Below are 26,269 nucleotides of genomic sequence, written 5' to 3' on the forward strand. Positions count from 1 at the left end.
GTGAAAAGCTGAGCGCCTATTGGCGCTGTAAGGCAGAGCACATCTTGTGGCGCCTCGGGGCAATGCCTGGGCTAAAACGAAGAGAACGGCCCCGCCGCGGCGGGGCCGAGCAAGTTCATTGGAAGCCGTACTTAGGCGGCGTCGAACCTTCCTTGTAGATTTCAGCCATCTTCGCCGCTCCGTAGGCAGTGTCGTTCTTATCGAGAATCTTCGCGTATTCGCCGCTCTGGATCAGATGGTCGTATGCCACCTTGAGAGCAGCGAGCAGCTGTTCGGAGTTTTCGTTGCGCGCAACGGCCGTCGCACAAGGGCCGCCGCCGATTTCGCCGGACGCGTCGAGGCCAGCGTTGAGATGAATGGATTCCTGCGCACCACCGCGGTTGATGAGCACGCCCTCAACACGGCCGCTATTCAGAGCGAGGATGGCGTTGCTGATCGAGGGGAATGCGCTAACGGTCGGTGCTTTGTCGCACTTTGCCGCACCGGTCTTCAGGGTTTCCAGTTCAGCCGAACCAGCCATCGCGCCGACGATATGTCCGCAGATGTCGGGAAGCTGGGTCGGCTTGTAGCCGCTCGCCTTGACAACCAGGAAAGAGCTATAATCCTGCCAGTCAGTGACGAAGTCGGCGACCTTCAGACGCTCGGAGGTGACGTAGAACTCGCCGAAAGAAATGTCGTACTTGTTTGCCTGCAGGCCAGTCAGAGCTGCGGCGAAGGGAATCAGGCTGACTTCGGCCTTGACGCCGAGCGTCGCCGCGAGTGCGTTCGCAAGGTCAGCGTCCATCCCCTTGAGGTCATTGCCGTCCTTGTAGGCGAGCGGCTTCCCAACGTCAGGAACAGCGATGCGCAGTGTTCCTGCATCTTTGATGGCCTTCGGAAGCAAGGCCACCGCTTCATCCGACTTGGTCACGCCTTGAGCGTATGCCGATGTCAGCGACAGTACTCCCGCGGCCGTCGCGGCTAGCACCGATATAATATTGCGCCTGCTAATCATCCCTATTCCCCTTCCCTTGATAGCGGTTGGCTATCGATCCAATAGCGACCGCTTCATTGACAATAGTTGCTTACGGGTGATATATTACCGCTTATCGATTGCTATGCAAGGCCTTTTTGACTAACGATCCCATGAGCAGGAAATTGCTGCAGACGGCCACAGCCACGATTGCGATCGAATCATGGACAGTATCGAGGTGAGACCTGAAATGGATAAGGCGAACTACGACGTCATTATTGTCGGTGGAGGACCATCGGGACTTTCTGCTGCTTGGGAGCTTCGCGAACGAAACCTCATCGTCTTGGAAAGGACGCATCGCCTCGGCGGCCGCCTTTATTCGATGACGCGCGGAGACTACTGGCTGAACCTCGGCGGCCATCTCTTCCCGCCAGCGGGCTCGCATATGCGCAACATTCTCCACTCGATTGGTCTCGACATCATCGCCATCCCTGGAAATAAGTTCGCAATCTGTTGGGGCGGAAAGGTTTACAAGCCTAAAGCCGTCTCCACGCTTCCGTTCACAATGAAGATGAGCCTGCGCGAGCGCATTGCGCTTGCTTCGCTCGGCCTGCGCATCTTGAAGGCGGTGAAGGGCTGGCAGAAGGAAATGCTACCGATCTATGGTGAAAACAACCAGCGTCGACGCGCACGCGTCGCGCGTTACATGGGAAACCAGTCATTTCGCGATTTCATTGGGAGCGTGCCGAAGCGGGTCGAAGACCTGTTCCAGTCCGCCTCCCGCCGCGCGGCCGCCGAAGCCGAAGACCAACATGCTGGCGTCGGCGTCTCTCTGTTCGGTGCCGTCTGGGCCGGCAAAGGCGACTCCATGGCTCTGAACCTGAATGGCGGCTCTGGTCGCTTCGGCGAACGAATGATGGAACTGCTCGGAGAACGCGTGCGTTACCACACCACCGTCAAGTCGGTGAAGAAGACGGGTGATTTTGTCACTGTGGTCTATGAAACAGAGGGCGTTGAACACACCGCTACGGCTTCCCAGGTCATTATCGCGGTTCCCGCTTACGAGGCAGCCCAGATCGTCCAAGATATTCCGGAGGACATCAGGAGCGTCCTGAAGAATGTCCAGTACGGTCCCTTCCCCACTATGGGCATCATAACCGACGAGACCGGCCCGATGCCGTATGACGATATCTATGCCATCACGACCCCTGACGCCTCCTTCGATATGTTTTTCAACCATGCCAACCCGCTCCGCGTCGGGCCAAGAAAACCTGGAGGCAGTTTGATGGTCTATTCCGGCGGCGCGCCCGCGCGTGAGATGCTAAAGCTCACTGACGAAGAGATCAGGGATAAGTATCTTGCCGATGTATATAAAATGTTCCCCGAACTGAAAGGTCACGTTAAGGAAACGATCGTTCAACGATGGGTTCCTGGCAATACATATCGTCCTGCGGGGTTCAACTTCGATCCTATGTTGGCCTATTGCGAGCGCGACGACGTCGATATCCATTTCGCCGGAGACTATTTCGCCGAAATCGGAAACATGGAGATCGCAACGGGCACGGGTCATGAGGCCGCGAAGCGGGCGCGCGCCCGCTTGGAGAGTAAGCAACGGTGCGTCTCACCGATTCACGTCGTCAGTTCGAGAGGTGCGGGCAGCGCCGCATCCCGGAGCTAAGGCGTGACGACAATATGCTTCGGCATCATTGGCGCAGGTGTAGCAGCCGAGACGCATGCCCGCGAACTTCGCAATGTCGCTGGTGCACGGCTGGTATCGGTCTTTGCCCGAAACAAAGAAAAGGCAGCGGCATTTGCCGCAGCCTTTTCCGTTCCAAAATCTTCTGACGATCTCCAAGAATTCCTCGCGAACGCGGCACTTGACGCAGTCATCGTGACCACGCCCAACGGTGTGCACATGGAGTATGCGGTAGCAGCGGCAAAGGCGGGGAAACATGTTGTGGTCGAAAAGCCACTGGAAATTACATCCGGACGTGCCCAAAACATTGTTGACGCTTGCAATTCTTCTCGGGTCGGGTTGTCCGTCATTTATCATCGCGTCCATTCGCGAGCCGCGCGCCAAGCCGAGTTGGACGTGCAAAACGGTGCTCTGGGTCGCATTTTTCTGATGAACATCGTCGACAACCAGTTTCGTGTTCCCGCGTATTACCAAGGGGACGCATGGAGAGGCACGCGAGCGACTGAGGGCGGTGGATGCGTCATCACGCAATCAACACATATGATCGATCTGGTGCAGTTTCTGCTCGGCCCAATCGCCTCCGTCTACGCCGCAACGAACACGGTGCTCCATGATATCGAAACAGAAGACGCTGCAGTGGCGGTCTTCCACTTCCGATCTGGGGTGCTGGGAACGTTTTCCTCCTCGACCGCCGCTTTCCCGGGCCAACGGCATCTTTTATCAATCCACGGAACGAAGGGGACAATCATCATTAACGGGGAGCATGACGAGATACTCTTTCGCCAAACAGCTGACGAAGGGGAAACCCATGCAACGCCTGTGGGGTTTAGCTTTCGGGACGTTCAAAATCCGCGCGACTTTCCAACGCTCGGTCAGCGCAGGCAGCTGCAGTCAATCGTCAATGATCTGCGCGACGGTATTTTGCCAAATGATGGCGCCAGGGCCTTGACGTCGGTACAGGTTGTCGAGGCAATTTACCGATCTGCCGCCGAGATGAGGCCAATTCTTCTCTAGCCGCCGTGCCTCACATATTGGATACCGTTTGCGGACGATCCCGTTCAAATCCAGAGTGCCGCCGTCCTTGCACCGCATCATCCGTGCTGGAATAACACCGCAGAATATCCCGGCCTTCAGCTTCAGTCACCGCTCGCCCAAATCGACTTTTCTGTCAGGCGATCCCAAAAGTGGGATCGCCTGCAAGCGGCCGGTCATCTTGAGGGGGCCGACGCTATTTGGAAACGCTCGTTAGGTAGGCGGGATTTACGGAACCAAGTACGGCCTTCAACGCCTCCTTCTGAGCCGCAGTATACTGCGGAATCGGCGCACGGACCGGGCCGACCTTGAGGCCCAGGATTTCACAGGCGGCCTTGACGCCACTGTTGTAGCGGCCGCTGCCAAGCGTGCGAATGATCGGATTGATCTCGCGCCAGATCGAAACGAGTGCCTGGTCATCACCGCTCTCGCTCGCCTTCTGCAGCTTTGCCAGAACTGGAGCCATGAAGTTGGCAATGCCCATCACCATGCCCGGTGCCTTCAGCGCAAGTGCCGGAAGCATCAGTACGTCCTCACCATTGAAGAAAGTAATCTCAAGCGAATGCTCGGCGATAAGCGTGTTCATCTGCGTGATGTTCGCCGAGGAGTCCTTGACGAACTCGACCTGAGGAATCTCGCGGGCCAGCTTCAAGAGGAAATCGACATCAAGATGCAGACCGGTTGCGGGAGGGAAGTTATAGGCGCAGATCGGCAGGCTGGTCGCATCTGCGACGGCGGCATAATAGGCAAAGGCCTCGTCAAAGCCGATTGGCTCATAGTAGGGCGTCGCCAGCATAATCGCGGTCGCACCGACCCGCTCCGCATGCTTTGAAAACGCGATCGCCTCCCGGGACGAAGTTGCACCTGTATGGGCCAAAACCGCTGCGCGGCCAGCGGTCTGCTCGACGACGACCTCGACCAGCCGAAGTCGTTCTTGATGCGAGAGCACTGAGAATTCGCCAGTTCCACCCGCCGGAACGAACCCGTCCACGCCATCGGCAATATTTTGATCGACGAGTGCACGAAGAGCTGCTTCATCGATCTTCTCGCCATCGGCCGTGAACGGCGTCACGATTGCCGAAAGCACACCTTTAAGTGTCATTTGATCTCTCCAAGATGAGGGAAACGTTAGAGCGGTGCGAAGCCATCGGCGAGGACATCTTCCGCGTCCGCAGCGATGATAAGGAAACCGTTGATGTAGGCCCTTCCCGTCAAAGCTGGTGTGACGAACGTCCGATCCGCCGTAGCTCTCACGCGTTTCGCCGTCACGGTGAAGGTCGAGCCAATAATGCTTTGCGTTGTTAGGGTCTGGCCAGGTTCAATCTGGCCCTCGGTGACGAGCTTGGCAAAGAATGCGCTGGTTCCAGTTCCGCATGGAGAGCGATCGATCACGCCAGGGGGCGCGACGACAACGATCTTGGCCCGATCCCGAATTGTGGGGCCGTATTCGTAGAAAAGCACTTGGTAGACGTCGAGCAACTCGTTCGAAATCGGGTCATAGACGCCCTTTTCGGTGTAGATCTCTTTCAACCGTCGCGCTACGCGCACAATCTCGGTGGCATTGTTGCAGTCCAGAGAAAGGCCGATCGCCTTGGAGTCCACGGAGATATAATAGTCGCCGCCATAGAGCAGCTCGACTGGCATCGCCTGACCGTCGACTTCGCAATCGCTGCGAGAGACTACGAACGACTCGACGTTCGTGAGTGTGATGGTGGTGAATTTGTCTCCCTCGCGCCGCGCCGTGACACCAACCGGCCCGGCAGGTGTACGGATGCTAAATTCGGTCCTGGTCGGGTCATCGCGCCAAAGGTTCGGTAGCATATCCAGCTCTACGATGACCGACGCAAAGCCAATCATACAATGACCGCACATGGGTGGATATGAGCCGGGCTCCAGGATAACAGCACCGATATCGCAGCCGTCCTCCTTTGAAGGAATTGGAAGCACCGCACAGGTCAAGCCACCGCCGCGCGGCTCATGAACCAATCGCCTGCGCCAATGATCGGCATTATTGCGCAACCATTCGCGCGCCGCATCGACTGTTGCAACGCCGACCGGCAATTCGATCCCAGACAACACAATGCGTGTCGGATTTCCACCTGTGTGCGAGTCGACTGCGAGGATTTCCTGTCGATCCGAGTGGTCAAGCCAGTTGATCGCTGCCCGCGGAAGAATACGACTGTCAGACATTATTTCGTCACCTCGAAAAGAGCGCGACCCAGAGCCTTATGATCTACGTTTATGCCGAGGCCCGGCGCGTCCGGCGCACTGCCGTGCCCCCTGTCGGAACGCGGCGCGTCACGGGCGACACGTTCCTTGGTCCAATCGTTGAAAAACGAGGCGTGAAGCAGGGCATCAGCACGCGTACTGGCGGCGACGTGCGAGACCGCCGCAGTCGTCACGTCACCGCCCCATACGTCCTCGATGCACATTGTCATGCCGAGGTCCTGCGCCTGGTTGCGCATCCGCACGGCGCCGGTGATGCCACCCACGCGCGCGAGCTTGATATTGACGGATCCCGCACCCGCCTCGTACTTGGCACGGTACAGTTCGGCCGAGTTGACAACCGACTCGTCCATGACAAGCGGCAGCGAGCTCATCTTCTGAACGATGGCGCAGTCCATCGTGTCTCTACAGGGCTGCTCGACATAGATATTGAGACCGGCCAATTCTCGAACAGCGATAATCGCCGCCTGGAGGTTCCAACCTCCGTTAGAGTCTGCAACAATCACCGCATCAGGCGGGCAAGCGGCCACGACGCTGCGTGTTCGCTCGGCGTCCTCATACGGATCATTGCCGACCTTCACCTGGAAGCGATTGATGCCGACCTTTCCGCGAGCGCGCACAAACTCGGCCATCTGATCAGGCGATGCCAACGGTACCGCCTCGTAAAGGGGGAAACTCGTTTGGGCTATACCGCCAATCAGCTTGGAGATCGGCATGTTTGCGACCTTGCCTAAGATGTCCCAGCAAGCAATGTCGACGGCGCTCTTTGAACTGTTCTGGCCTAGCAGGACAGCATCCATCGCCCCATGCACGAGAGTAAGATTCGTTGGGTCCAGGCCGATAAGGGACGGAGCCATGACGCGAATAGCTTCGCGAGTTCCTTCGGCGAACGCTGGTAGATAGGTCCCCCCGAGCGTGCTGCTTTCGCCCCAGCCTTCAATCCCGTCATCCGTCCGGATTCGAACGAGTGTGGACGCTTGGCTTTGAGCCGCCCTGCCCTTCGACATAACGTACTCGCCGTGGGCATAAGTCAGCTCATACCCGTATACTTCTATGGAGGCGATCTTCATTGAAAGTCGACCTTAGTGATTGGTAACGTGTAATATATCACATGCAACCAATCGCCTGTCAACACGAGGAACGGAGTTCCTAGGAGGTTTTCCCCGTTTATTTCCGATACACAATCGAAGAGTTCGAAGAGATGCCGATTGAGGAAATGGTTTTGATGATCGATCTCCCAATGAAGGCGCAGGAATCGGCCATACCCCAGATAGAGTGCCTAGACTCGTTCACGATCCGAGAAGTGACGCTTGCCCAGTACGGCGTTGCGTTTGATGGGCGCAGGGCCGCGCGTCCAACTTGGAGTGGTCTTTGGCTTTGGTTCTTTTTCAACTTTCAGTAATCGGCGCCGACAAATCGGTAAGAGCAATCTCGTAGCCATTCCACAATAGTTTGATGAGGTCCACATGGGCGCCGGTATTCGGTGGCGACCCCTGGCATCAAAGCAAACCACCACGCCAGAGAATATGGAAACAGGCGAGTGATCGTTAGAAAAAGCTTCCGTGCAACTCAGGATCCAATCGCACAAGTGCCACAAAAAGTGCACTCACGAAACCGTCACCTTATGCCGGTCTCTCGCACGCGCAGACGTTCCTGGATGCACCCAACGTCTTCACCAGCGCGATCAATTCTTCATAAACAGACCGCTGCACACTCATGCCGGCGTGAAGACTGTTAAGGCGTGCTTGGTATCTGCGTTGCGATGGCAATCTCGCATCCTGGCCGATGATCGCATCAAAAAGCAATTCGGCGCGAGCGAGGTTTTTCCCTAGTGCCTCCCCCAGAAAAACACGTGGATCGAATATCAAAATCAATTCTCCATGACATGGCGTTGCGTCGAGCCCATCGTCGAGAGCCTTCGATTCCAAGCTGATCAGGTCGTTGATCAAGGGGCCAGCCAGAAGTTCCACCATGGTCGACAGCGCGGATCCTTTGTGCCCACCGAAGGTCAGCATGGCGCCGCGAAGCGCCTCGGCTGGATCCACCGTTGGCTGACCATTGCGGTCGAGGGCCAGCCCCGGCACAAGGCTTTTGCCAGCTCGCCGGTGAAGTTCGATCTCGCCGCGGGCCGTGGCGCTCGTCGCGAAATCGAATACAAACGGATGATTATCCACTCTCGGCCATGCGAACGCGATTGGGTTGGTGCCGAAAACCGGTTTTGTGCCGCCAGCCGGCGCCACCCAGCTGTGGCTCGGTGTCAAGGCAAGCGCCGCGAAACCCCGTTCGGCCAACGGCTCGACTTCCGGCCACAAAGCGGAAAAGTGATAGCAATTATTGATCACGAAGGCTGCAAGGCCTTGAGATCGTGCTTTTTCAACGGCAAGTTCGATGCCTTCATTGTAGGCGTAGGATGAAAAGCCGAAGTCAGCGTCGACCTTTAAGATCGATGGCGCCGAGTCGATCACCTTCGGCATCGCAGCCTTGTTCACGCGCCCTGTTGCCAGCGCACGCGCGCAACCGATCAATCGATAGAGTCCGTGCGAGTGACATTCGTCCCGCTGCCCGGCGACAATAACCGCAGCCACAGCCTCGGCATGCCTTCTGCCAAGGCCGGCGCCCGTAAGAACTCGCAGGCAGAGGTCGCTCGCTTCGTCTAGCGTGACAGTAACGGTTTCGGCCACTGATCTTTATTCCCTTGGGGACACGTGAGAGCCAAGCAGCCCAAGCGCCTCGGCACTGGCTATCGCGTAGAAAGCGACTAGCTGAGCGTGACCCAGATGGTCTTTAGCTGCGTGTATTGGTCGAAGGCTTCGAGACCTTTGTCATAGCCGCCGAAGCCGGACGTTTTGTAGCCGCCGAAGGGCGTTGTAATATCGCCCTCGCCATATCCGTTGACCGCCACCGTTCCTGCCTGCACCTGACGCGCGACACGGATTGCGACGTTGATGTCGGTAGAGAAAACGGTCGCGGCGAGGCCATAGGCGGAAGCGTTTGCAATACGAATGGCCTCCTCTTCCGTCTCGAAAGGCAGAACGGCGACAACGGGTCCGAAAATTTCGTCCCGAGCCAAAGCCGTCTCTGCGCGAACATTGTCGACGACCGTTGCCTCCACGAACCAACCGCCAGTTTCCTGGAGCAATTGGTTCCCTCCTGAAACCACTCTCGCGCCATCCTTCCGGGCCTGGTCGATTGCGCCAAGAACACGGGCCAGGGCTGAGGCTTCGATCAGCGGTCCGAGTTTGGTCGAATGATCCGTGGGTTGACCAACAACCCAAGTTTTCGCGGCCTTGATCAATTTGTCGACGAAATCCTGCTTGATGCTGGACTGGACGAGAACGCGGGAACCGCACGTGCAGTTCTGGCCCATATTCCAGAATGCGGCGCCCGCGAGATTCTCAGCGATCTGATCGAGATTTTCCGCGGCATCGGCCATGACGATCTGGGGACTCTTTCCGCCGCACTCCAGTACAACCTTCTTGAGGTTGCTGTCAGCTGAGTAGCGTAAGAACTGTCGACCGATTTCTGTGGAACCCGTGAAAGAGATGACATTGACGTCCGGATGCAGCCCGAGCGCCTTGCCCGCAATATGCCCAAGCCCGGGGACGACATTGAACACACCGGCAGGAACGCCTGCCTCGAAGGCCAGTTCGGCAATTCGCAAGGTCGAAAGAGGGGCAAGTTCGGCCGGCTTGACGACGATCGAATTACCAGCCGCGAGTGCCGGCGCGATCTTCCAGGAAAGCGTTCCGGCCGGGAAGTTCCACGGCAGCACCATGCCAACCACGCCGACAGGCTCGCGCACGATCAGCCCCAAATTGCCCTCCCCCGTCGGGGAGATCTTGCCGAAAACCTTATCGATGGCTTCCGCGTACCACCGGATATTGTTTACGACATCGGGAACGTCCAGGTTTTCGCAGTCGGCAATGGGTTTGCCCGCGTCAATGGAATCGAGCAGGGCGATCTCCTGTCCGTTGGCTTCGATCAGATCCGCAAACTTGCGCAGTATCCTTTTGCGTTCACGCGGTTCGATGCGGCTCCACGTGCCGGCTTCGAACGCACCACGTGCAGCTCTGACGGCCGCATCAACGTCGCCAGCGGAACACGCGGCCACTTTGATCAACAATGTCCCGGTCGCCGGATTGAGATTCTCGAACTGGGCGTTGTCCTCGGCATTCACGAACTTGCCGTTGATGAAGGCTTGGTTCCGTACGTTTTTTGGGAGGCTTGTCATGTCTGTTCCACTAGCAATCTTGGATTGAAAGTCATAGGACCTTGCTCAGGAACGCCTTCGCGCGGTCGCTCTTGGTGTTGGTGAAGAGTTCGGAGGGGCTGCCCTCTTCGACGACCACGCCTCCATCCATGAAGACAACCAGGTCGCCAACCTCGCGCGCGAAACCCAGTTCGTGGGTGACCACGATCATTGTCATTCCCTCCGCGGCGAGTTCGCGCATCACATTTAAGACCTCACCCACAAGTTCCGGATCGAGGGCGCTTGTGGGTTCGTCGAAGAGCATCAATTTCGGCTTCATTGCCAACGCCCGCGCGATGGCGACACGCTGCTGCTGACCGCCCGACAATGTTCTGGGATAGCTGGCGGCCTTCGATGTAAGACCAACCTTTGCGAGCAGTTGCATGGCCTCGTCGATCGCCTGCTTCTTGTCGACCTTCTTCACCCCGACCGGCGCTTCGATGATGTTTTGCAGCACCGTCATGTGAGGAAAGAGATTGAAGCTCTGGAACACCATTCCGATGTCGGCGCGCTGACGCGCCACCTCGCTTTGCTTCATTTCGTAGAGTTTCCCGGCATGCTGACGATAGCCGACTAACTGGCCGCCAACTTGCAACAGACCTTTATCGATGCGTTCGAGATGGTTCATGCACCGCAGGAACGTGCTCTTACCAGATCCCGAAGGCCCCAAGATGCACGCGACCTTCCCGTATTCCACAGTGAGATCGACACCTTTGAGCACGTGCAGATATCCGAATGACTTTTCAACGCCGCGCGCGACGACCGCAAAATTCTGCCCCGGCTTGGAATTGGAAATGGGTGTCTGCATGTCAGGCATTCCCCGCGATATCGGCTGAATTCGCCGCGACATCATCTGCAGGAACGGCTGCCGTCCTGCGGTCGCTTCGGCCAAAATGCCGCTCCAGAAAATGCTGCATGATCGATAGGATGGTTGTCAGAACGAGGTACCAGATGGAGGCTACGATCAGCAGCGGTATGGTCTCAAAATTCACCGTGTAGATGAGCTGCGCTGAGTACAGAAGTTCCTGCAACGCAATAACACTGACCAGAGACGTGGTCTTGAGCATGCCGATGAGTTGGTTGCCCGTGGGCGGAATAATCACGCGCATTGCCTGTGGCAAGACGACACGCCACATCACCCGGAAGCTCGACATGCCGAGCGCTTCTGCCGCTTCCCTTTGCCCAGCGGCAACCGAATTCAGCCCGGATCGTACGATTTCGGACATGTAGGCGCCCTCGTTCAATCCAAGTCCCAGAAGCGCAGCGACATACACCGTTATGTATTGGTTGGCGTCGAAACTGCCGAAGCTGGGGCCGAAAGGGAACCCGATGGTAATTTTCGGGTAAAGCGCGGAGAGATTGAACCAGAAGATAAGCTGGACCAGCAGCGGGGTACCGCGAAACACCCACAGATAGCCGGAAGCCACGCTAGCCAGGACGCGATTTTCGGATGTCCGCATAAGCGCGATGACAGTGCCCAGAATGATGCCAATTGCCATGGCGGCAATGGTCAACCAGATCGTCATAAGCAGGCCGGAGATGATGGCATCGTCCAACAGATACTTGAGAACGATCTCCCACTTGAAGCGCGGATTGGTGATCATCGAGGTGACCAGCCCGACCAAAACCACCAGCAAGACCGCCGCGGCCAGCCACCGGCCATAGTGCCTGAGTGGGACGACGGGCATTTTTTCGATGTCCTGACCCGCGGGCCAGCTTGATAGGTCTGTCACTGGCATTCCCCTAACGGTCATCCTCGGATTTTGCTCTGGCAATTTATGACGCAACCATGTAATCGATAACCGGTAGCCGCTTACATAGTGACGTTGACGGCTGAAGCAGTCAAGGCCCGCGCAGTCGAAAATGATGGGAGAGTCGTTTGGCAGGTAAGAGTCGATGGTCCAACTGGGGCGGCAACCAAACGTTTCAGCCAGCGAAAAGCGTGACTCCCGCCGATGAGGCGGATGCGATCTCGGAGATTCGAGCCGCGATCGCGCACAAACGACCCATCCGGGTAGCCGGCGGCGGGCACTCCTTCACACCCATTGTTCAGACAGACGGAATCCTCCTCGACCTCTCGGGGCTTAGCGGCGTGATTTCGGCGGATCCGTCGGAACGCCGGGCAAAAGTCTGGGCAGGATCGAAGCTTGCCGCGCTGGGAGCTCCCCTCTGGAGCGAAGGACTGTCGATAGCCAATCAGGGCGACATCGACGCCCAATCCATCGCAGGCGCCATAGCCACCGGCACAAAGGGATCGGGCATCAACTTTGGCTCGATGTCTTCGATGGTCACAAGCCTGAGAATCGTCAACGGTCGAGGTGACGTTGTAGACGTCGATCAATCCGATCTCGAGCGGCTCCGTGCTGCCCAAGTTTCCCTCGGATTGCTGGGGCCTTTGCTGAGGGTCGGTTTACAGCTCGTGCCGGCTTACCGGCTTCGCGAGGAAAATGTCATCTTGCCGATGACAGAGGTGATGCGACAGTGGGACTTCTTCCTTTCCGAGTATCGGCATTTCTCGTTCTGGTGGATGCCGACAGACCGGTCATCCCACATGTACAAGCTCGGCGACGTTCCGGCCGATCATTGCTTTGTGAAGTTGCTGAGAGAAGTTCCTGCCGACGAGCCCGAGTCGCCGGTCGGCGAAACGAACCGACGCACGGATCGAGCGTACCGCATCTATCCGGATGGCACGACCGTCGCCGAGTTTCATGAACTTGAATACATGATCCGAGCAGCGGACGCTCGCGCCGTCGTGGCGTTGATACGTGACCTGATGTGGAAGCGATTCCCGGACGAAATATCGCCGCTACAGGTCCGTTGGCAGAAAGCGGACGACGCATTTTTGTCTGCCCAAGGCGGAAGAGATACCACGTCAATTTCCGTCTCTGGTGAAATAGGTCGAAACTATCTTCCATTCCTCCGCGCAGTTGACGAGACGCTGCAGCCATTTTCAGCGCGCCCACATTGGGGCAAGATTCACTTTCTCGATCGGGAGCGCGTGGAGCGGCTGTATCCGGATTTTGTGCGGTTCCAGAAGGTCAGAAAGGAAATGGACCCGGACAATCTGTTCCTTAACCCTCACCTTGCGGATCTCTTTGGCTGAGCATCGTTTCAAATGATGGACAATGGATTTTCCGACCTCGCAAAATCACCGTTCGACGTGCTGATCATTGGCGCCGGCATAAATGGCTGCTCGACGGCGCGGGAACTTTCCCGCCTCGGCTACAGCGTTCTGCTTGCTGATCGTGGTGACCTTGGCGGCGCAACGACCGCCCGTTCGGGGCGCGTCCTGCATTGCGGCCTGCAATTGCTCGCACCCAAGCGGTCCCTGGTGGACTATCTAGCAGACCCCTTGGACCTGGTGATGCGTCTTCGGTCCGCCAGGAGAGCAGCTCGGGATTTCGAGGAGTTCTGTCGTCAACCGCCGCGGCAACTCGAGCCGATGACAACCTTCGTGCCGATTTTCCATGACAGCCCCTACAGCGGATGGCAGGTCGACCTGGGCGCAAAGGTCATCAGGATGTTCGTTGGCAACGGCGCAAATTTCCAATATCGCCGCTGGGGCCTTAACGAGAGCCGATCCAATCCGTTTGTCCCGGATCTTGGCAAACGTGAGACGCTCCGATCGCTGATTTCGTTCCGAGACTTTCGGTTTTGCTGGCCGGAGCGGATCGCGATTGACGCTGCACTTGCCGCCGAGCGAAATGGCACCAGACTTTTGAGCTTCACGAATGTGAGTGATCTATCGCGTGCGCCAGCCGGTCGTTGGCATGCAAGACTGGTGCAGGTTCGTGATGGCGATCGCGAGATGGAGGTGTCCGCCCGCATCGTCCTCAATTTGGCTGGCGCCCGGGTCGACGACGTGATCGCCAGCGCAAATCCCACATCGGTCATCGCGAAGAAAGTGGTCGCCGTCAAGGGTGTCTACCTGCTGGTGAAACTCCCGGCGCGATATCACGGTCTGGGTCTAGCCGGAACGAACAGTGTTGGCGAGCCGATCTGCTGCCTGCCTTGGATCGATCTCCACTATATTGGTCCCACGGAGACACCATTCACCGGTGCATTGGCGGATGTCAGACCAGAAGAGGAAGATATCGATTTCTTGCTGGCCGAAATGCGCAGATTTGCTCCCGGCCTTGCAATTACTCGAAGCAACGTTGTGATGGCCTGGGCCGGCGTACGTCCCATAACGACCCAGAAGGGATATCCCAAAGGCAAACGACTGCCATTTAACACGATTCATGATCTGGCTTTGGAAGGGTTGCCGAACATGCTGGCACTCAGCTGGGGCATTGTTGCAAACCATCGTTCGACGGCTCGGGCACTCGCCAAAGCAGTCTCTTCAAAAATTCCACGTTCCAGGCCGGTCCAGGCGCAGTGGAGTGGACACATCGCCCTTCCGGGAACAGGGCGCCGACTCCAGGATGACTATTCAGCCACAGACGATGACGTGAGGTTCTGCGTCGAACATGAGCACGCGAAAGACCTGAGCGGCGTCTTATTCAGTCGGATAGGCCTCGGCTGGACTGGACATATGACCGCAGAAGCGGTGCGCGTTGCGGCAACGACGATGGCGCCACTGCTATCGTGGAGCCGGAGTAGGACACAGGATGAGCTCGACAAATTCAAAACAAAGCTCAAGGTCGATCATTGCTACGAGCTTGTTTGAGAGCTTTCACGTAGCTCAGGTCGGGATACGGCTCGCAGCTGTACGGTACGCGTTCAGGTGCGTGGAATGGGGATCATGATGCGCTCGGGTTTCGGCCCTTCGGCCGCCAAGCTGGCGAAGATGCGATCAAACACGCCAAGCCGGCGCCGGCGGATAAAGCGGTTGTAGAGCATTTTGTGCGGCCAGCGCCCTTGGGCGCATCCTTACGCCGCAGACCATTGCAGATCACCTAGCCCGGATTATGCATGGCAGCTTGGCGGATGTAGCCTAAGAGGCTGATTTTGCGTAGCATCTGGTTGTCGAAGCTGATTCACGCGATTTCTGCCGAGCCACCCCCCGCCATGAACGATCCTATGCTGCCGCTACCCGGTCTGTCATCCGTTTCGCGCAAATCCGTTGTGGCTAAATTCGATGGCGGCTCGTTGTCGTCGGACGGCGGCATCCTGGTGCTGCGAAAGCTGGAGCAACGGCTGTGTGTCGCCGATCGTTTGGCCGCCTGCATCGACGACCCGCGCGCTCCCGACCAGATCACGCACTCTCTTTCCGACATCATTCGCTTTCGCCTGTTGATGATCGCGGCCGGCTATGAAGACGGCATCGACGCCAATCGCCTACGCGCCGATCCCGCCTTCAAAATGGCGCATGACCTTGCCCCCGTCCGACCGCGAGCTGTGTTCGCAATCGACGATCTCGCGGCTGGAAAACCTGCCCGGCGCAAAAAATCCTGAGCCTGGCGCTGACGCACATCCCGCGGCTCGTCACTTGACCCACGGCGCGGCGCGCCCCGTCTTCAACCCTATCCCGTCAACCTCAAGCCTCGACCCTCGCACCTCCGTCCCGTCACAGGAGAGGATGGGCCGCGTCAACACGTCCGCGTCCCGGTCGACAATTGCAAAACGCCCCGCAAAACCGCTATCGCCACGCATAATGGCGGCTAGCAGAGTCAAACAATTGCGGGTGATTTGCCATGGGGTCAACATTTGGTGCAATTTCACGCATTCACCAATGTGTCTCGACTTGTTCTGCTTGGGTCGTAAGTTCGTCAAGGAGTTGGAGTGCTTTTTCCCTGTCAGGAAACTCTTGATTCGACTCTTTAGCGCGCTGCAAGACGGTGATCGCGGCGCTTATCTGTTGTGTACTATAAAGCGCGGTTGCTAGATGAAATTGTATCTCGGGCCTATCCGGCAATTTGTGTGCGCTCTGTTCTAACAGAGACAAACCTCTATAATAATATGCTCTCTTAATATAGATCCAACCCAAGGTGTCGCAGATATAAGGGTCGTTCGGCATCATCTTCCAGGCTTTCTCGGCAAGATGAGCAGCCTTCGCAAGGTCTGGAATCTTTTCGGTATAGATACTTGCCAAGTTGTTAAGTGCCGCGGCCGAGTCGGGCTCAACCGTCAGAAGCTGTTCATAGGTACTCCGCGCCGCCTCGAAGTCCTTCAGATCGGTCTGAATCATCGCGATCTGGAGAAGCACAGCAGGCGACTTATTCCTGTTGGCAAATGAAGTCAGCTGCTCCAACGCCTCTTGCAATCTGTGCGTGGCAACGTAAGCGGCTCCAAGTAGGAGATAAGCCGGCTCGAAGTTGGCATCCAGCTCGATGGCCTTTATCGAGGCTGCTTCCGCTGCGTCGTAATCCTCCCGAGCGAGATCGATCTCAGCTTTGAGACACCACAGGCTTGGGACAGTCGGAGATTTGGCGAGTTGCTCCTCTACGCGGCTCGCGGCAGCCTCCCTATGGTTTTCTGCGATATCCATCTTCACGATCTGGGAAAGAGCAGGGAGATAGCCCGGTGCGATTCGCAAAGCTTCTTCGAAAGCTGATCGGGCATCTGCCGGTCGATTTTGGCGGGCAAGATACATACCGATGAGCAACGCCGGTTGCGGATCTTTAGGGAACAAGTCCGACATCCGGCGATAAGTCGCCAACGCTTCCCCGCTGTTGTGCTGTATCAAATAGGCGTCGGCCAAAATGAGATGCGGACCAATACGCGGCGGTTCCCGTTTAATTAACTCTGTAAGCGAGGCTATCGCTGTAGCCGCGTCTCCCTTTATTAACTTTAATTCATCGCGCAGAACGACCGCGTCCTCAAAATCTGGGTCCAGCGCAACGGCTCGATCAAGGCTATCTATAGCCTGATCAACATTTCGGATGGATAGTTGCTTCAGCGCGATCTGGTAATGCAGATCCGGAACACGGTCGTACATCGATCGAAGCCGCGCGAACTCTTGAAGGGACTCAAGGGGTAATTTCAAGTTTGCCTTGGCGACTAGTGCGGCATAATTGGTGGGCTCCTCCGCGAGGATTGTGTCCGCGATCTTTACACAATCCTGAACCCGTCCTTCTCTACAGGCCAGGTTCATTAAGTCGACCCAGGCTGGGAGGAAATCCGGCGCCTTTTGGGTTATCTCCTTCAACAAGAGGTCAGCTGTTTCGCGCTCTCCATTTGCACGCTTGAAGTCTGCATACCCTATTCGCCAGTTAGATCGCAGTCGCGCATGTTGCGTGGCCATCGCCAAAAAGTGGTCTGCTCTTTTTGCGTCGTTGCGCATCCAGTACAGGTGCCCCAACGCAAATTGCGCAGGAGCGAAACTCGGGTCCAGTTGTAAGGCTTGTATCAAATCGGCTTCTGCGCCCGCGGTATCAAGCTGCCGCAAGTCCAGTGTTCCGAGCGCGACTTCATAAACAGCCCGATCGCCAACTTGTTGGCGAAGGGCCTCGATCCGCTGACGGGCGTCTTGAATATCCTGCGTTGAGCGGGCTGCATCGGTCAGCAGCAAAACTGCTTCCTCGTTCACGGGATCTCTTGTCAATACCGAATTTGCGGCCCTTTTAGCCTTTTGCTTCACACCCACCGCTAAATAAACTGCGCCAAGCTTCAGCTTCACTGTATCATTTTCTGGTTCGAGCGCCGCTGCTTGCTGTAGATATTCGTATGATTTGGAAAGCCTGCCTTGATCGAAATAAATAACGCCTAGCTCTCGCGCTGCCACGGCGTCACCAGGAAACAGTCGAAGTACTTTAAGATATTCTCGCTCGGCATTTTTAAAATCTTCCGATGCGAGATATTGTGTCGCACGCCTCATATAGAGCTCTTTGTCGGCATCCTTCGAGGTGAGATGATCGCTAAGTGTCACGAACAGCAATGTGATGAACAGGAGAGCCGATGACAAAAGTAGAATGGTGACGCAAAATTTGTACCGATGGGCCGCCATTTTCCTCAAGATCCTGATTTGGTACCGCAATCTACTTGGCTTGATTTTTCGCAGTCAATTTTAGCCATTGGTGCGGGCGCGCAGGGAAATGGGCCGCGGCTGGCAAACTTTGTCCGTCTATCTCTCTTCACACCAGGCTTAACTTTAAATCCGTCTAACTCCTGTTCGACGCAGCCATAGAGCCAGGAGGAGACCCCCTAGTATGAGGAAAGATGGAATGCTCGCTCCTATTAAAGGTGCGGGCGCGCCATTGACGCCGCTCACGTTCGCCCCGGACGCTATGTTGATATTGCCGCCGCTAATTATCGAGCCGGCAAATGACCCGGGGGAAAGCTGGACATTCTCGTTGGGCGCAAGGATAGTCCCTGCCAAAACTGATTCATTGAGCAGACCGCCGCTGGCTTGAACATTGTTTCCAGTAACATTGAAGACGACATCATTCGCTGTGAGACCGCCAGCTAATACGATGTCGGCCGAGTTAAGTGCCATGCCGCCGGAGTCGTTCAAAATAAATTCAGTACCAGCTGAGCCGCTTAGCGTGAGAACCGCTCCGTTCCCCAAGGTGATGCTGCTGAGATTAATGACGTTCAGGCCTCCAGGATTGCCAGCAGTAATTGTCGTCGTGTTTGTGATCTGGCTCCCGGAGACGGTCTGGGTCGGTGTCAGAGCTGAAAACGCGCTTGACGCCTTGGCAGCAGAACTGGCGGCTGAAGAGAGGAGCGCGCCTTGATCAGTAAGAACGCCGCCGATGGGCAAAGCGCCACCGCTGAAGTTCGCGGTCTGCGAACCACCCAAGTAGAGGCTGCCAATTAAAGGAACGCCGGAATCACTGAAATTCCCTGAACTGGTCCCAAGGACTCCTACATTTCCCAAGATCGATCCTGGAGGAGCAGGGCCGGATATACTGACGTTGCCGTTGCTGTTGATATCGAGGACCGCGAAATTCCCGGCCGCACCAAGTTCGGTACTAATAAAATCCGCAGACGCGGAACGCATTGGAGCCACGATGAACAGCGCCGTCGCGGCAACTGCGCCGACAAATCGGCTGGTTGCAAGAGATTTTAAAGCCATGACAGCCTCTTTCATTAGAAAGCCATCCGGTTATTCGGACTTTCCGAAAAATCCGCAAATTAAATTACACATTTAAAGGACCTCGAATTAAATAAAATGTCAAGTTATCTTTTGACGCTACGGACGCCTTTCGGTTCAAGGGCCGTGACTGTCAGCTCGAAACGGCAGGAAGATAGTCGCGATCCCAGACGAGGCGCCAATCCACGGCGTCAACGGCCTCGCAGCCAATCGGGGCGTCGATGCGCAGGAGGTGCCATCCAGGCGTGTATCGACTAAGGCCTAAGAGAGCAAGCGCTGCCTGGCTCGTCCGTTTCAGATAGACTCCTATTCGATCTCGTTTTTTCCAGGTGCTGTCTAGGTAGACGTAGCGGATCGAATAGTTACCCCGCGCAACTCCAATCAAGGGCTCGTCCTCGAAGGTCAAGAAGAGAACGGTAACGTACACTGGCCCGGGGCATCCTGGGGCATCGAACGTCAGCTGCCCCTGCGTACTTGCCGTGGCGGGCTCTTGAAAGGCCAAGCCACCTGCCTCTCCCACGCGGATAATCGCCGGCACCATATTCTCGCTTGCTGGGAATATTTCGCTGGGACGAGAATTAACGAGTAGCGTAGCTATTAGAAGGGTCCCAAAAACCGCATGGTGCATACGCACTTTCATGGCTCCAGATCCCGCTGCCCAACCAGCCAAGCGCTAAGAACCAGAACAATCGCGCCGGTTCCCGTTTCGAACACCTGCGCACCGACTCCGTCGTGCCAGAAGTGAAAGGAACCTCTATTTGATGCCATCAGATATAGCCTGGCCCAATTCAACAAAATAAGAGCGCCCGCAATAATCGCTCCTTTGATCGCATCCCCGCGCTGCCAAGCAGGGTGTGTGAATCTGGTAAACGCTATCCAACAAAGCAAAGCCAGAGATAAATTGTGGAACGAAGAGCAACCACTATATATGATGATTCCATCGCCATCGGCATTGGTGATGACGTTGTCATTCCAGGTTATATCAGATCGGCCAACCGCGAGTAGGGTTCCTATTACTGCTGCTTCAGCATTGAGTAATAAGGGCGCTAGGAGGTTAAATAAGACATGTCCCCAAAAAGCCTGTACGGATAGAGCCCCCAGCACCACACCGGCGCCACGAATGTAACGATCTCCTGAGGCGAAAACCCACATATAGACGGCAAGACCGGAGCTTGCGAGCCAGATCATTCTATTAGTCGGCAAAAAAAGTACCGCGCAGAACAATATGGAAGCTACAAAATCTCGTACATTTGCTTGCCCGTTTCGATCGGCTCTGATGAGCAACCGGAAAACTCCAACCCATGCTAGGTACTGAAAGAAACTGGCAGATGCGACGTTGAAAAATCTATCTGAGAACGCTTCAACTCGTGGATCAATCAGCAGATGCAACACAAAATTCGAAAAGATGATCGAGCTAGTCCATAAGAAAATAGTAGATCTGGGCGTCGCCCAGATTTGTGTTTTGTCAAACGACACCGAGGTCGGTACGAGAATTTTCTCAAAAAACATAGATAGTCTCTGATCACGAAAAAAAGCTCCCCGCGCCCAGAGAGACGGTTAGCACCGGGGCGCGATGCGTCCGAAAAACCTGCAAATTAAATTAACGATTTAAAATTAAAACCTCCAATTAAATAAAATGTCAAGTTATCTTTTGACACGATGTCGATAGTGAATTAACCTGAATTATGCATGGCGGATGTAGCCTAAGAGGCTGATTTTGCGTAGCATCTGTTTGTCGAAGCCGATTCACGCGATTTCTGCCGAGCCACGCCCGCCATGAACGATCCTATGCTGCCGCTACCCGGTCCGTCATCCGTTTCGGGCAAATCCGTTGTGGCTTAATTCGATGGCGGCTCGCTGTCGTCGGACGGCGGCATCCTGGTGCTGCGAGAGGTGGTGCCCCTCCCGAAGCGCATCATATCATCTCTTTCCCTTACCGCGAATTGCGACCCAAAGACCGGCCGCGCTCAAGCGACGGCCGGGCTGATCAGGCCGGGGCGAGAGAGCCGGACGCCTCATTTTTGATTGCGTTGATTCAGATTGCGTTTGCAGAGAAGCGACTGAGCAAATAGCCGTGTGCATTCAATTCCGTTCGCTCACAACCGCAAATCTGACCTAGGTAGCAGCGCAGATGAGACCAGGTCGCTTCTTAATATTACATATATCTCAATTAGATAAGTGAAAATCTGGCGGAGAGGGAGGGATTCGAACTCCGTGCTAGGAGGACGTAAATGTCCTGTTCGTAATGAGCGCGACAGCCGACCGACCAGCGACGCAATGGTTGGACCGTGACCCACAAGCATGGCGGGCGCAAGCGTGCAAAACCCCGCCGGTTTCTGCGACGGGATTCTGATCAGATTGGGATGGCGAGCGATTTATGTTTGAGGTGGTTGCGGGGGCAGGATTTGCTCTCAACTTGCGACGTTTCGGCTTTTCTCGCGCGGTGCGGGATCTTCGGGGGGCGGAAGGTCGTATCGGGCTTTTTCGGAGTGCCGCTTAGAGACGGTGGTCTCGCTAACTTGTTGCAGGACTTCAGAGCCACGATCTGATCGAGTTAAGGCGGACACGACTTTAGGGCGCGGGCGCCGCTTGGAGATGCGATAGACGGCTGCCGGCGGGATGTTGAGGATCGAACCGCCAACCTTGTTGGCTTTCCTTCCAGCTTACGGCCTTTATCCTGATAGTTCCAACCTGGTATGGTGATCTGGCCGAAAACGACGCCGTCGTGGTTGACGAGGTCCTCAGGGGTCGATGGCCGTCCCTTGCGGGCAAGATACTTTGGGCTGGCGCAGGTTACGAAGCCGAAATCGCAGATCTTGACCGCGTAAAGTGAACTGTCGGCAAGCTCGCCCAACCGGACCCCAACGTCGACGTGCTCGTCGACGAGGTTGACGAGGCGATCGAGGGAGAGGACGTTCAGCGTGATCTCGGGATATTCGCAGAGGAAGTCGTAAGCAAGCCGCAGCACATAGTGCTGGCCGAACACCATCGGCATGGTTATCGTCAATACGCCTCTCGGGGTTTGATATTCGCCCGAAGCCCGAAGCTCGGCGTCCTCGATTTGCGCGACGATCTGACGGGCCGCATCGACATAGTCGCGGCCCGCATCGGTGAGCTGGATGTTTCGGCTGGTCCGAACGAGAAGGCGAGTACCAAGATGGCGCTCGAGTTCCGCGACTTTCCGGCTCACGCTCGGCAGCGGCGCGTTCAGTTTGCGACTTCCTGCCGACAAGCTGCCGGCGTCGACGACTGCCAGCAAAACCCGTATTGCATCGAAACGGTCCATGAGACCCATCCTCCTTGCGCCGGCGGTCGTGACTCTGCTCACCGGCACCGATCGAATTGCACGCGTTGGCAACAGTCCCGCCAGGCGCCAGTACAATCTCAGCCTCACGCTGTTTCGCGATGATTTTTTCTAACTTGTGTTTCCTCGCGACCGCAGTCCTTCTTTTTGGCTCACACTAAAATAGTCGACGGACCACTCAGAAGAGCAGATCATTCTATTGCAGCGCCAGCACATGACGGAACTCAATTGAAGGATTTCTTACAAGCCGTCGCCAGCATGTCCTCCAACTTCATGTCGGACGAGTCCGTCTGAAGATGGACAAAGCAACAATTTAACGGTCTGCAGCCAACGCAACAATGGCGGCAGGCAGTTCGCGCATATGAGCAATGGTCTTCTGTGCGCCGGCTTCCGTGAGTCGGCTTGCGTGCGCGGGGTATGTGTGACCGCCGCCTGTAAAACCGATCACCCGCATGCCGGCGGCCCTGGCGCCCTCGACGCCAGCAGTTGAATCCTCGATGACAACCGTCTGTGCCGGCGCAACTCCCATTTGCCTGGCACCGTGCAGGAAAATGTCCGGCTTCGGCTTTGAACGGTCGTCGCCAAGTTCCTTCGCCGAAAATATGTGTGGCGCGAAGTAGGATTTCAGTCTGGTTTTCGTCAGCATCACGTCAAGCCGCGAAAGCCTCGTGTTGGAGCAAACGCAGCGCTTGTAAGGAAGCTGCGACAGCACAGAGGCGACGCCGTCGATGGCCTCCACCTCACGAGCGAGCCTAGTGTCCAGGATCGTCTCGGTTTTATCGAGCAACGCATCCACAAGCGAAAGACCGGTTTCCTTCTCAACGGCGCAAAGGATGTTCCGCCATGTCATGCCGGAAAAGCGCTCCGACAGTTCGACGGCGCTGATCGAATAACCGGCCTCAGAAAGAAGCGCGGCTTCCACCTGCACACCAATCATTTCGGAATCGATCAGAACGCCATCACAGTCGAAGATCGTGAGATCAAGATTGGCCATGGAAATCCCGGGACGATCGAGCGGTTCACTTTGAAACAGACTCACGGAAACTTCTACTCTTTTGTTCAAGTGCGAGCGTAGAACCGCTCCACACATTTGCTGAACACACTCGATCGTGACGTGTCAGCACGCCGTGAAGCCACCGTCAATTGGAAGCGATACCCCCGTTATCATCGATGCTCCGTCACCCAGCAGGAACACGATCGGCACCGCAATCTCATCTTCTGTTGCCCAGCGTCCGAGCGGCATTTGTTTCAGGAACGGTCCACCGATCTCTGGCCGGCCCCAGTAGAATTCGGACATTTCTGTCATAACGACGGTCGGGTTCACGCTGTTCACGCGGATATTGTATTTGCCGAGCTCCAGCGCGGAAACACGAGTGATGTTGTCGAGCGCTGCCTTGGACGAGCCGTAGGAAATATGACCGGACAGCGCCACAAGAGAGGCTTGGCTCGAAACGTTGACGATCGACCCACCCCTACCGTTGCGGATCATCGATTGGGAAGCATATTTGATGACGAGCAACGCGCCGCGCGCATTGACATTGATCACATGGTCGAAAACGGCGATGTCGGTTTCCATCGGCGTGGCAATCTCGCCGCCAAACCCACCGCAATTGACAACGCCCCAAATGTCGGTTCCTCCAAGCGCCGCTCGAACGCTCTCTTCCGATGCCAGGTCAAACGGCAAGGTTTTGCAGCCCGTTTCGGCTGCGAGCGTGTTCAGCGCGTCGACCGAGCGGCCGCTGGCATAAACGACAGCGCCCGCCTCGACCAATCGGCGCACGGTTGCACCGCCTATGCCGCCGCTTGCGCCGGTGACGAGCACGGGTTTTCCTTGAAGACCCCACATGGCATTATTTCCCTGTTTACCCTCTGCCGGCCTTTATGGCGGTCTGGCCAAAGGTCATTTCATGACATACTGAAAGTTGTCGCGGTCGGCGCCTGACCACTCGGGCCCGACCTTCGCCGCTAGCCGCCAATCATCAGTTTCACGACCTCGTCGTGGTTCGTCTCTGAGATCTTGCGCTCTCCCGCGACAATGCCACGCCGAAGTACGACAATGCGGTCGGAGACGGCGAAAATGTCCTGCAGATTGTGGGAGATGAAAATCACGCCCCTCCCTTGTGCCTTCAGCGACTGAATGAGAGCGACGACCTTGCGTTGCTCTGGCACGCCAAGGGCCGCGGTTGGCTCGTCCATGATCAAGATCTTGGCATTCCAGTACACGGCGCGGCCGATGGCCACGGCTTGGCGCTGGCCACCCGAAAAGTTGCTGACCGGTGCGTCGAGGCGCTTCACATGGAAATCCAGAAGGGCCATCGTGTTCTCGGCGGCTTTGGCCATAGCTTTGCGATCGAGAACGGGCAGAAACCCGAACATCCGCTTCATCGGCTCCCTGCCAAGAAAGATATTCGCGCCAATCGTGAGATTGTCGGCCAACGCCAGATCTTGGTAGATTGTCTCGATACCTTTCGCGCGGGCATCCTGTGGCGAGGAAAAGGCGACGGTGCGGCCCTCGATCAGGATCTCCCCCGCCGTCGGCGGATAGACCCCCGAAATCGCCTTGATCATCGTCGTCTTGCCCGCTCCGTTGTCTCCGGCCAACGCGACCACTTCGCCTGGCCTGACGAGCAGGGAGCAACTATCGAGCGCTTTGACTGCACCGAAGTGCTTGGCAAGGTTGCGAACTTCGAGCAGCGGGGTTGCGTTATTCATCCTGCTTTCCTCCGCTAAACCGACGCTGCGCCTGGTCGATCAACACCGAGATGATGATGACGATGCCAACGGCAATGAACTGCCAGAATGGCTCGACGTTCATGAAAACCAGGCCGTATTGAATGACGGCAATCACTAGTGCGCCGGCGACCGTACCGATGATTGTGCCCGAGCCGCCGAAGAGGCTTGCACCGCCGATGACGACGGCTGCAACGCTGTCGAGCAGCAGAGGCTCGCCGGCCTGGGCAGCGCCTGCAGTGAACCGCGCCGCATAGAGTGCGCCACCAAGCCCCGCGCAGACCGCGGAAAGCGTGTAGAGGCGCAAAAGGTGCGACTTGATATCAATGCCGGCGCGGCGGGCAGCCTGCGCATTGGCGCCGACGGCATAGTTATGCTGGCCGAAACGCGTCTGGCTGAGCAAATAGTGCATGATGAGGACGAAAATGATAGTAACCAGAACCAGGTCGGGAAAGCCAAAGAACCGCCCGTTGCCGAGCTCGGCGAAATAAGAATTCTTAACCGGAACCGTCGTACCGCCCGCCAACAGAAACGCGGCACCTCTTGCCACGCCATACATGCCGAGCGTTCCGATGAAGGGCGGCACCTTGAGTCGTGAGATCAAAAGCCCGTTAATGATGCCGGGCACCGCGGCGGCGAGCATCGCTGCAAAAATGCCCACAATCATGGCGACTTCCAGCGGCGTGTAGAGGCCGGCGATGTTCGTGACATGTGCCGCGACTACGGCGGCAAGCCCCATGATGAAGCCCGCCGACAGGTCGATGCCGCCAGAAATGATGACGAATGTCTGCCCGATAGCGAGCAGCAGAGGGGCGACTGCGAAAACCGCCACCGACTGCCAGTTGAAAGAGGAACCGACAAAAGTTCCGCCAAAATCGAGACGCGCCCAGATTTCAAATATGATGATGAGCGCCGCGAGGAAAAGCCACGCGCGCAATTGGGCGATACGCTGAACGACACTTTTACGCACATCCGCATGATCCGCTTGGGGCGCAACATGTGGAATTGTACCGGGAGGTACGATCTGCTGTTTTGGCATCTGTAATTCCGGACAGCGAAAAAGCCGGCGCCCGCAGGCCCCGCTCTTTCCAAGGGTTAATTGA

General features: G+C 56.5%; 20 protein-coding genes and 2 pseudogenes. 6 read left to right on the forward strand and 16 right to left on the reverse strand.

What is annotated here, in order from left to right:
• Window positions 1-115 precede the first annotated feature (115 nt).
• Window positions 116-910 (reverse strand): transporter substrate-binding domain-containing protein, encoded by a 795-nt coding sequence (locus V9T28_RS18485; protein ID WP_199500234.1) that lies wholly within the window; start codon window positions 908-910, stop codon window positions 116-118.
• A gap of 265 nt (window positions 911-1,175) precedes the next feature.
• Here V9T28_RS18485 and V9T28_RS18490 point away from each other — a divergent pair, with 265 nt between their 5' ends.
• Window positions 1,176-2,630 (forward strand): flavin monoamine oxidase family protein, encoded by a 1,455-nt coding sequence (locus tag V9T28_RS18490; protein ID WP_199500236.1) that lies wholly within the window; start codon window positions 1,176-1,178, stop codon window positions 2,628-2,630.
• Window positions 2,631-2,633: 3 nt separating this feature from the next.
• Window positions 2,634-3,662 (forward strand): Gfo/Idh/MocA family protein, encoded by a 1,029-nt coding sequence (locus tag V9T28_RS18495; protein ID WP_116402215.1) that lies wholly within the window; start codon window positions 2,634-2,636, stop codon window positions 3,660-3,662.
• Between the two features lie 214 nt (window positions 3,663-3,876).
• Here V9T28_RS18495 and V9T28_RS18500 read toward each other — a convergent pair whose 3' ends face one another.
• The 7 genes from V9T28_RS18500 to V9T28_RS18530 form a co-directional block, all read right to left on the reverse strand.
• Window positions 3,877-4,782, reverse strand: a complete 906-nt coding sequence (locus tag V9T28_RS18500) for a dihydrodipicolinate synthase family protein (RefSeq protein WP_116402217.1) — start codon at window positions 4,780-4,782, stop codon at window positions 3,877-3,879.
• A 26-nt stretch (window positions 4,783-4,808) separates the two neighbouring features.
• On the reverse strand, window positions 4,809-5,870 hold the full coding sequence (locus tag V9T28_RS18505) for a proline racemase family protein (RefSeq protein ID WP_116402219.1): 1,062 nt from the start codon (window positions 5,868-5,870) through the stop codon (window positions 4,809-4,811).
• Window positions 5,870-6,976: a mandelate racemase/muconate lactonizing enzyme family protein gene (locus V9T28_RS18510; protein ID WP_116402221.1), complete on the reverse strand. Its 1,107-nt coding sequence runs from the start codon at window positions 6,974-6,976 to the stop codon at window positions 5,870-5,872. The genes V9T28_RS18505 and V9T28_RS18510 overlap by 1 nt, the downstream gene beginning before the upstream one ends.
• Before the next feature lie 552 nt (window positions 6,977-7,528).
• Entirely contained in the window at window positions 7,529-8,587 is a 1,059-nt protein-coding gene (locus V9T28_RS18515; RefSeq protein ID WP_116402224.1) for an Ldh family oxidoreductase, read from the reverse strand.
• A 77-nt stretch (window positions 8,588-8,664) separates the two neighbouring features.
• Window positions 8,665-10,137 carry an aldehyde dehydrogenase gene (locus V9T28_RS18520; protein WP_116402226.1) on the reverse strand — a complete coding sequence of 491 codons (1,473 nt, stop codon included), beginning with the start codon at window positions 10,135-10,137 and terminating at the stop codon, window positions 8,665-8,667.
• 31 nt (window positions 10,138-10,168) lie between these two features.
• Window positions 10,169-10,972 (reverse strand): amino acid ABC transporter ATP-binding protein, encoded by an 804-nt coding sequence (locus tag V9T28_RS18525; RefSeq protein ID WP_199500244.1) that lies wholly within the window; start codon window positions 10,970-10,972, stop codon window positions 10,169-10,171.
• A complete protein-coding gene (locus V9T28_RS18530; RefSeq protein WP_245424203.1) occupies window positions 10,965-11,843 on the reverse strand; it encodes an amino acid ABC transporter permease in 879 nt (292 codons plus the stop codon). The genes V9T28_RS18525 and V9T28_RS18530 overlap by 8 nt, the downstream gene beginning before the upstream one ends.
• A 191-nt stretch (window positions 11,844-12,034) precedes the next feature.
• On the opposite strand from V9T28_RS18530, the gene V9T28_RS18535 reads away from it, so the two are divergent.
• The 3 genes and pseudogenes from V9T28_RS18535 to V9T28_RS18545 form a co-directional block, all read left to right on the forward strand.
• Window positions 12,035-13,258 (forward strand): D-arabinono-1,4-lactone oxidase, encoded by a 1,224-nt coding sequence (locus tag V9T28_RS18535; protein WP_116402230.1) that lies wholly within the window; start codon window positions 12,035-12,037, stop codon window positions 13,256-13,258.
• Between the two features lie 12 nt (window positions 13,259-13,270).
• A complete protein-coding gene (locus tag V9T28_RS18540; RefSeq protein WP_116402232.1) occupies window positions 13,271-14,824 on the forward strand; it encodes an FAD-dependent oxidoreductase in 1,554 nt (517 codons plus the stop codon).
• Window positions 14,825-15,165: 341 nt separating this feature from the next.
• A pseudogene (locus tag V9T28_RS18545) lies at window positions 15,166-15,544 on the forward strand (transposase); the annotation flags it as partial.
• Window positions 15,545-15,823: 279 nt separating this feature from the next.
• On the opposite strand, the gene V9T28_RS18550 reads toward V9T28_RS18545, so the two are convergent.
• The 4 genes and pseudogenes from V9T28_RS18550 to V9T28_RS18565 all read right to left on the reverse strand — a co-directional run.
• Window positions 15,824-18,043 (reverse strand): tetratricopeptide repeat protein, encoded by a 2,220-nt coding sequence (locus tag V9T28_RS18550; RefSeq protein WP_147306498.1) that lies wholly within the window; start codon window positions 18,041-18,043, stop codon window positions 15,824-15,826.
• Between the two features lie 144 nt (window positions 18,044-18,187).
• Complete coding sequence (locus V9T28_RS18555) at window positions 18,188-19,129, reverse strand: choice-of-anchor A family protein (RefSeq protein ID WP_116402238.1); 942 nt, start codon at window positions 19,127-19,129, stop codon at window positions 18,188-18,190.
• Window positions 19,130-19,768: 639 nt separating this feature from the next.
• Window positions 19,769-20,641, reverse strand: coding sequence for a hypothetical protein (locus V9T28_RS18560; protein WP_116402242.1), 873 nt, complete (start codon window positions 20,639-20,641; stop codon window positions 19,769-19,771).
• Window positions 20,642-21,710: 1,069 nt separating this feature from the next.
• Window positions 21,711-22,418, reverse strand: a pseudogene (locus tag V9T28_RS18565) (LysR family transcriptional regulator); the annotation flags it as partial.
• Between V9T28_RS18565 and V9T28_RS18570 the strand changes: the two are divergent.
• Window positions 22,417-22,551 carry a hypothetical protein gene (locus tag V9T28_RS18570; protein ID WP_281024284.1) on the forward strand — a complete coding sequence of 45 codons (135 nt, stop codon included), beginning with the start codon at window positions 22,417-22,419 and terminating at the stop codon, window positions 22,549-22,551. The pseudogene V9T28_RS18565 and the gene V9T28_RS18570 sit on opposite strands and share 2 nt — an antisense overlap.
• Before the next feature lie 198 nt (window positions 22,552-22,749).
• Here the strand turns inward: V9T28_RS18570 and V9T28_RS18575 are convergent, their stop codons facing one another.
• From V9T28_RS18575 to V9T28_RS18590, 4 genes are all read right to left on the reverse strand, one after another.
• Complete coding sequence (locus tag V9T28_RS18575; RefSeq protein ID WP_116402247.1) at window positions 22,750-23,430, reverse strand: HAD family hydrolase; 681 nt, start codon at window positions 23,428-23,430, stop codon at window positions 22,750-22,752.
• Window positions 23,431-23,553: 123 nt separating this feature from the next.
• Window positions 23,554-24,282, reverse strand: coding sequence for an SDR family oxidoreductase (locus V9T28_RS18580; RefSeq protein ID WP_116402248.1), 729 nt, complete (start codon window positions 24,280-24,282; stop codon window positions 23,554-23,556).
• 119 nt (window positions 24,283-24,401) lie between these two features.
• Window positions 24,402-25,148, reverse strand: coding sequence for an ATP-binding cassette domain-containing protein (locus tag V9T28_RS18585; protein ID WP_116402249.1), 747 nt, complete (start codon window positions 25,146-25,148; stop codon window positions 24,402-24,404).
• Complete coding sequence (locus tag V9T28_RS18590; RefSeq protein WP_116402251.1) at window positions 25,141-26,205, reverse strand: ABC transporter permease subunit; 1,065 nt, start codon at window positions 26,203-26,205, stop codon at window positions 25,141-25,143. The genes V9T28_RS18585 and V9T28_RS18590 overlap by 8 nt, the downstream gene beginning before the upstream one ends.
• Window positions 26,206-26,269 lie beyond the last annotated feature (64 nt).

Source organism: Methylovirgula sp. 4M-Z18, from assembly GCF_037890675.1.
Lineage (GTDB): Bacteria > Pseudomonadota > Alphaproteobacteria > Rhizobiales > Beijerinckiaceae > 4M-Z18.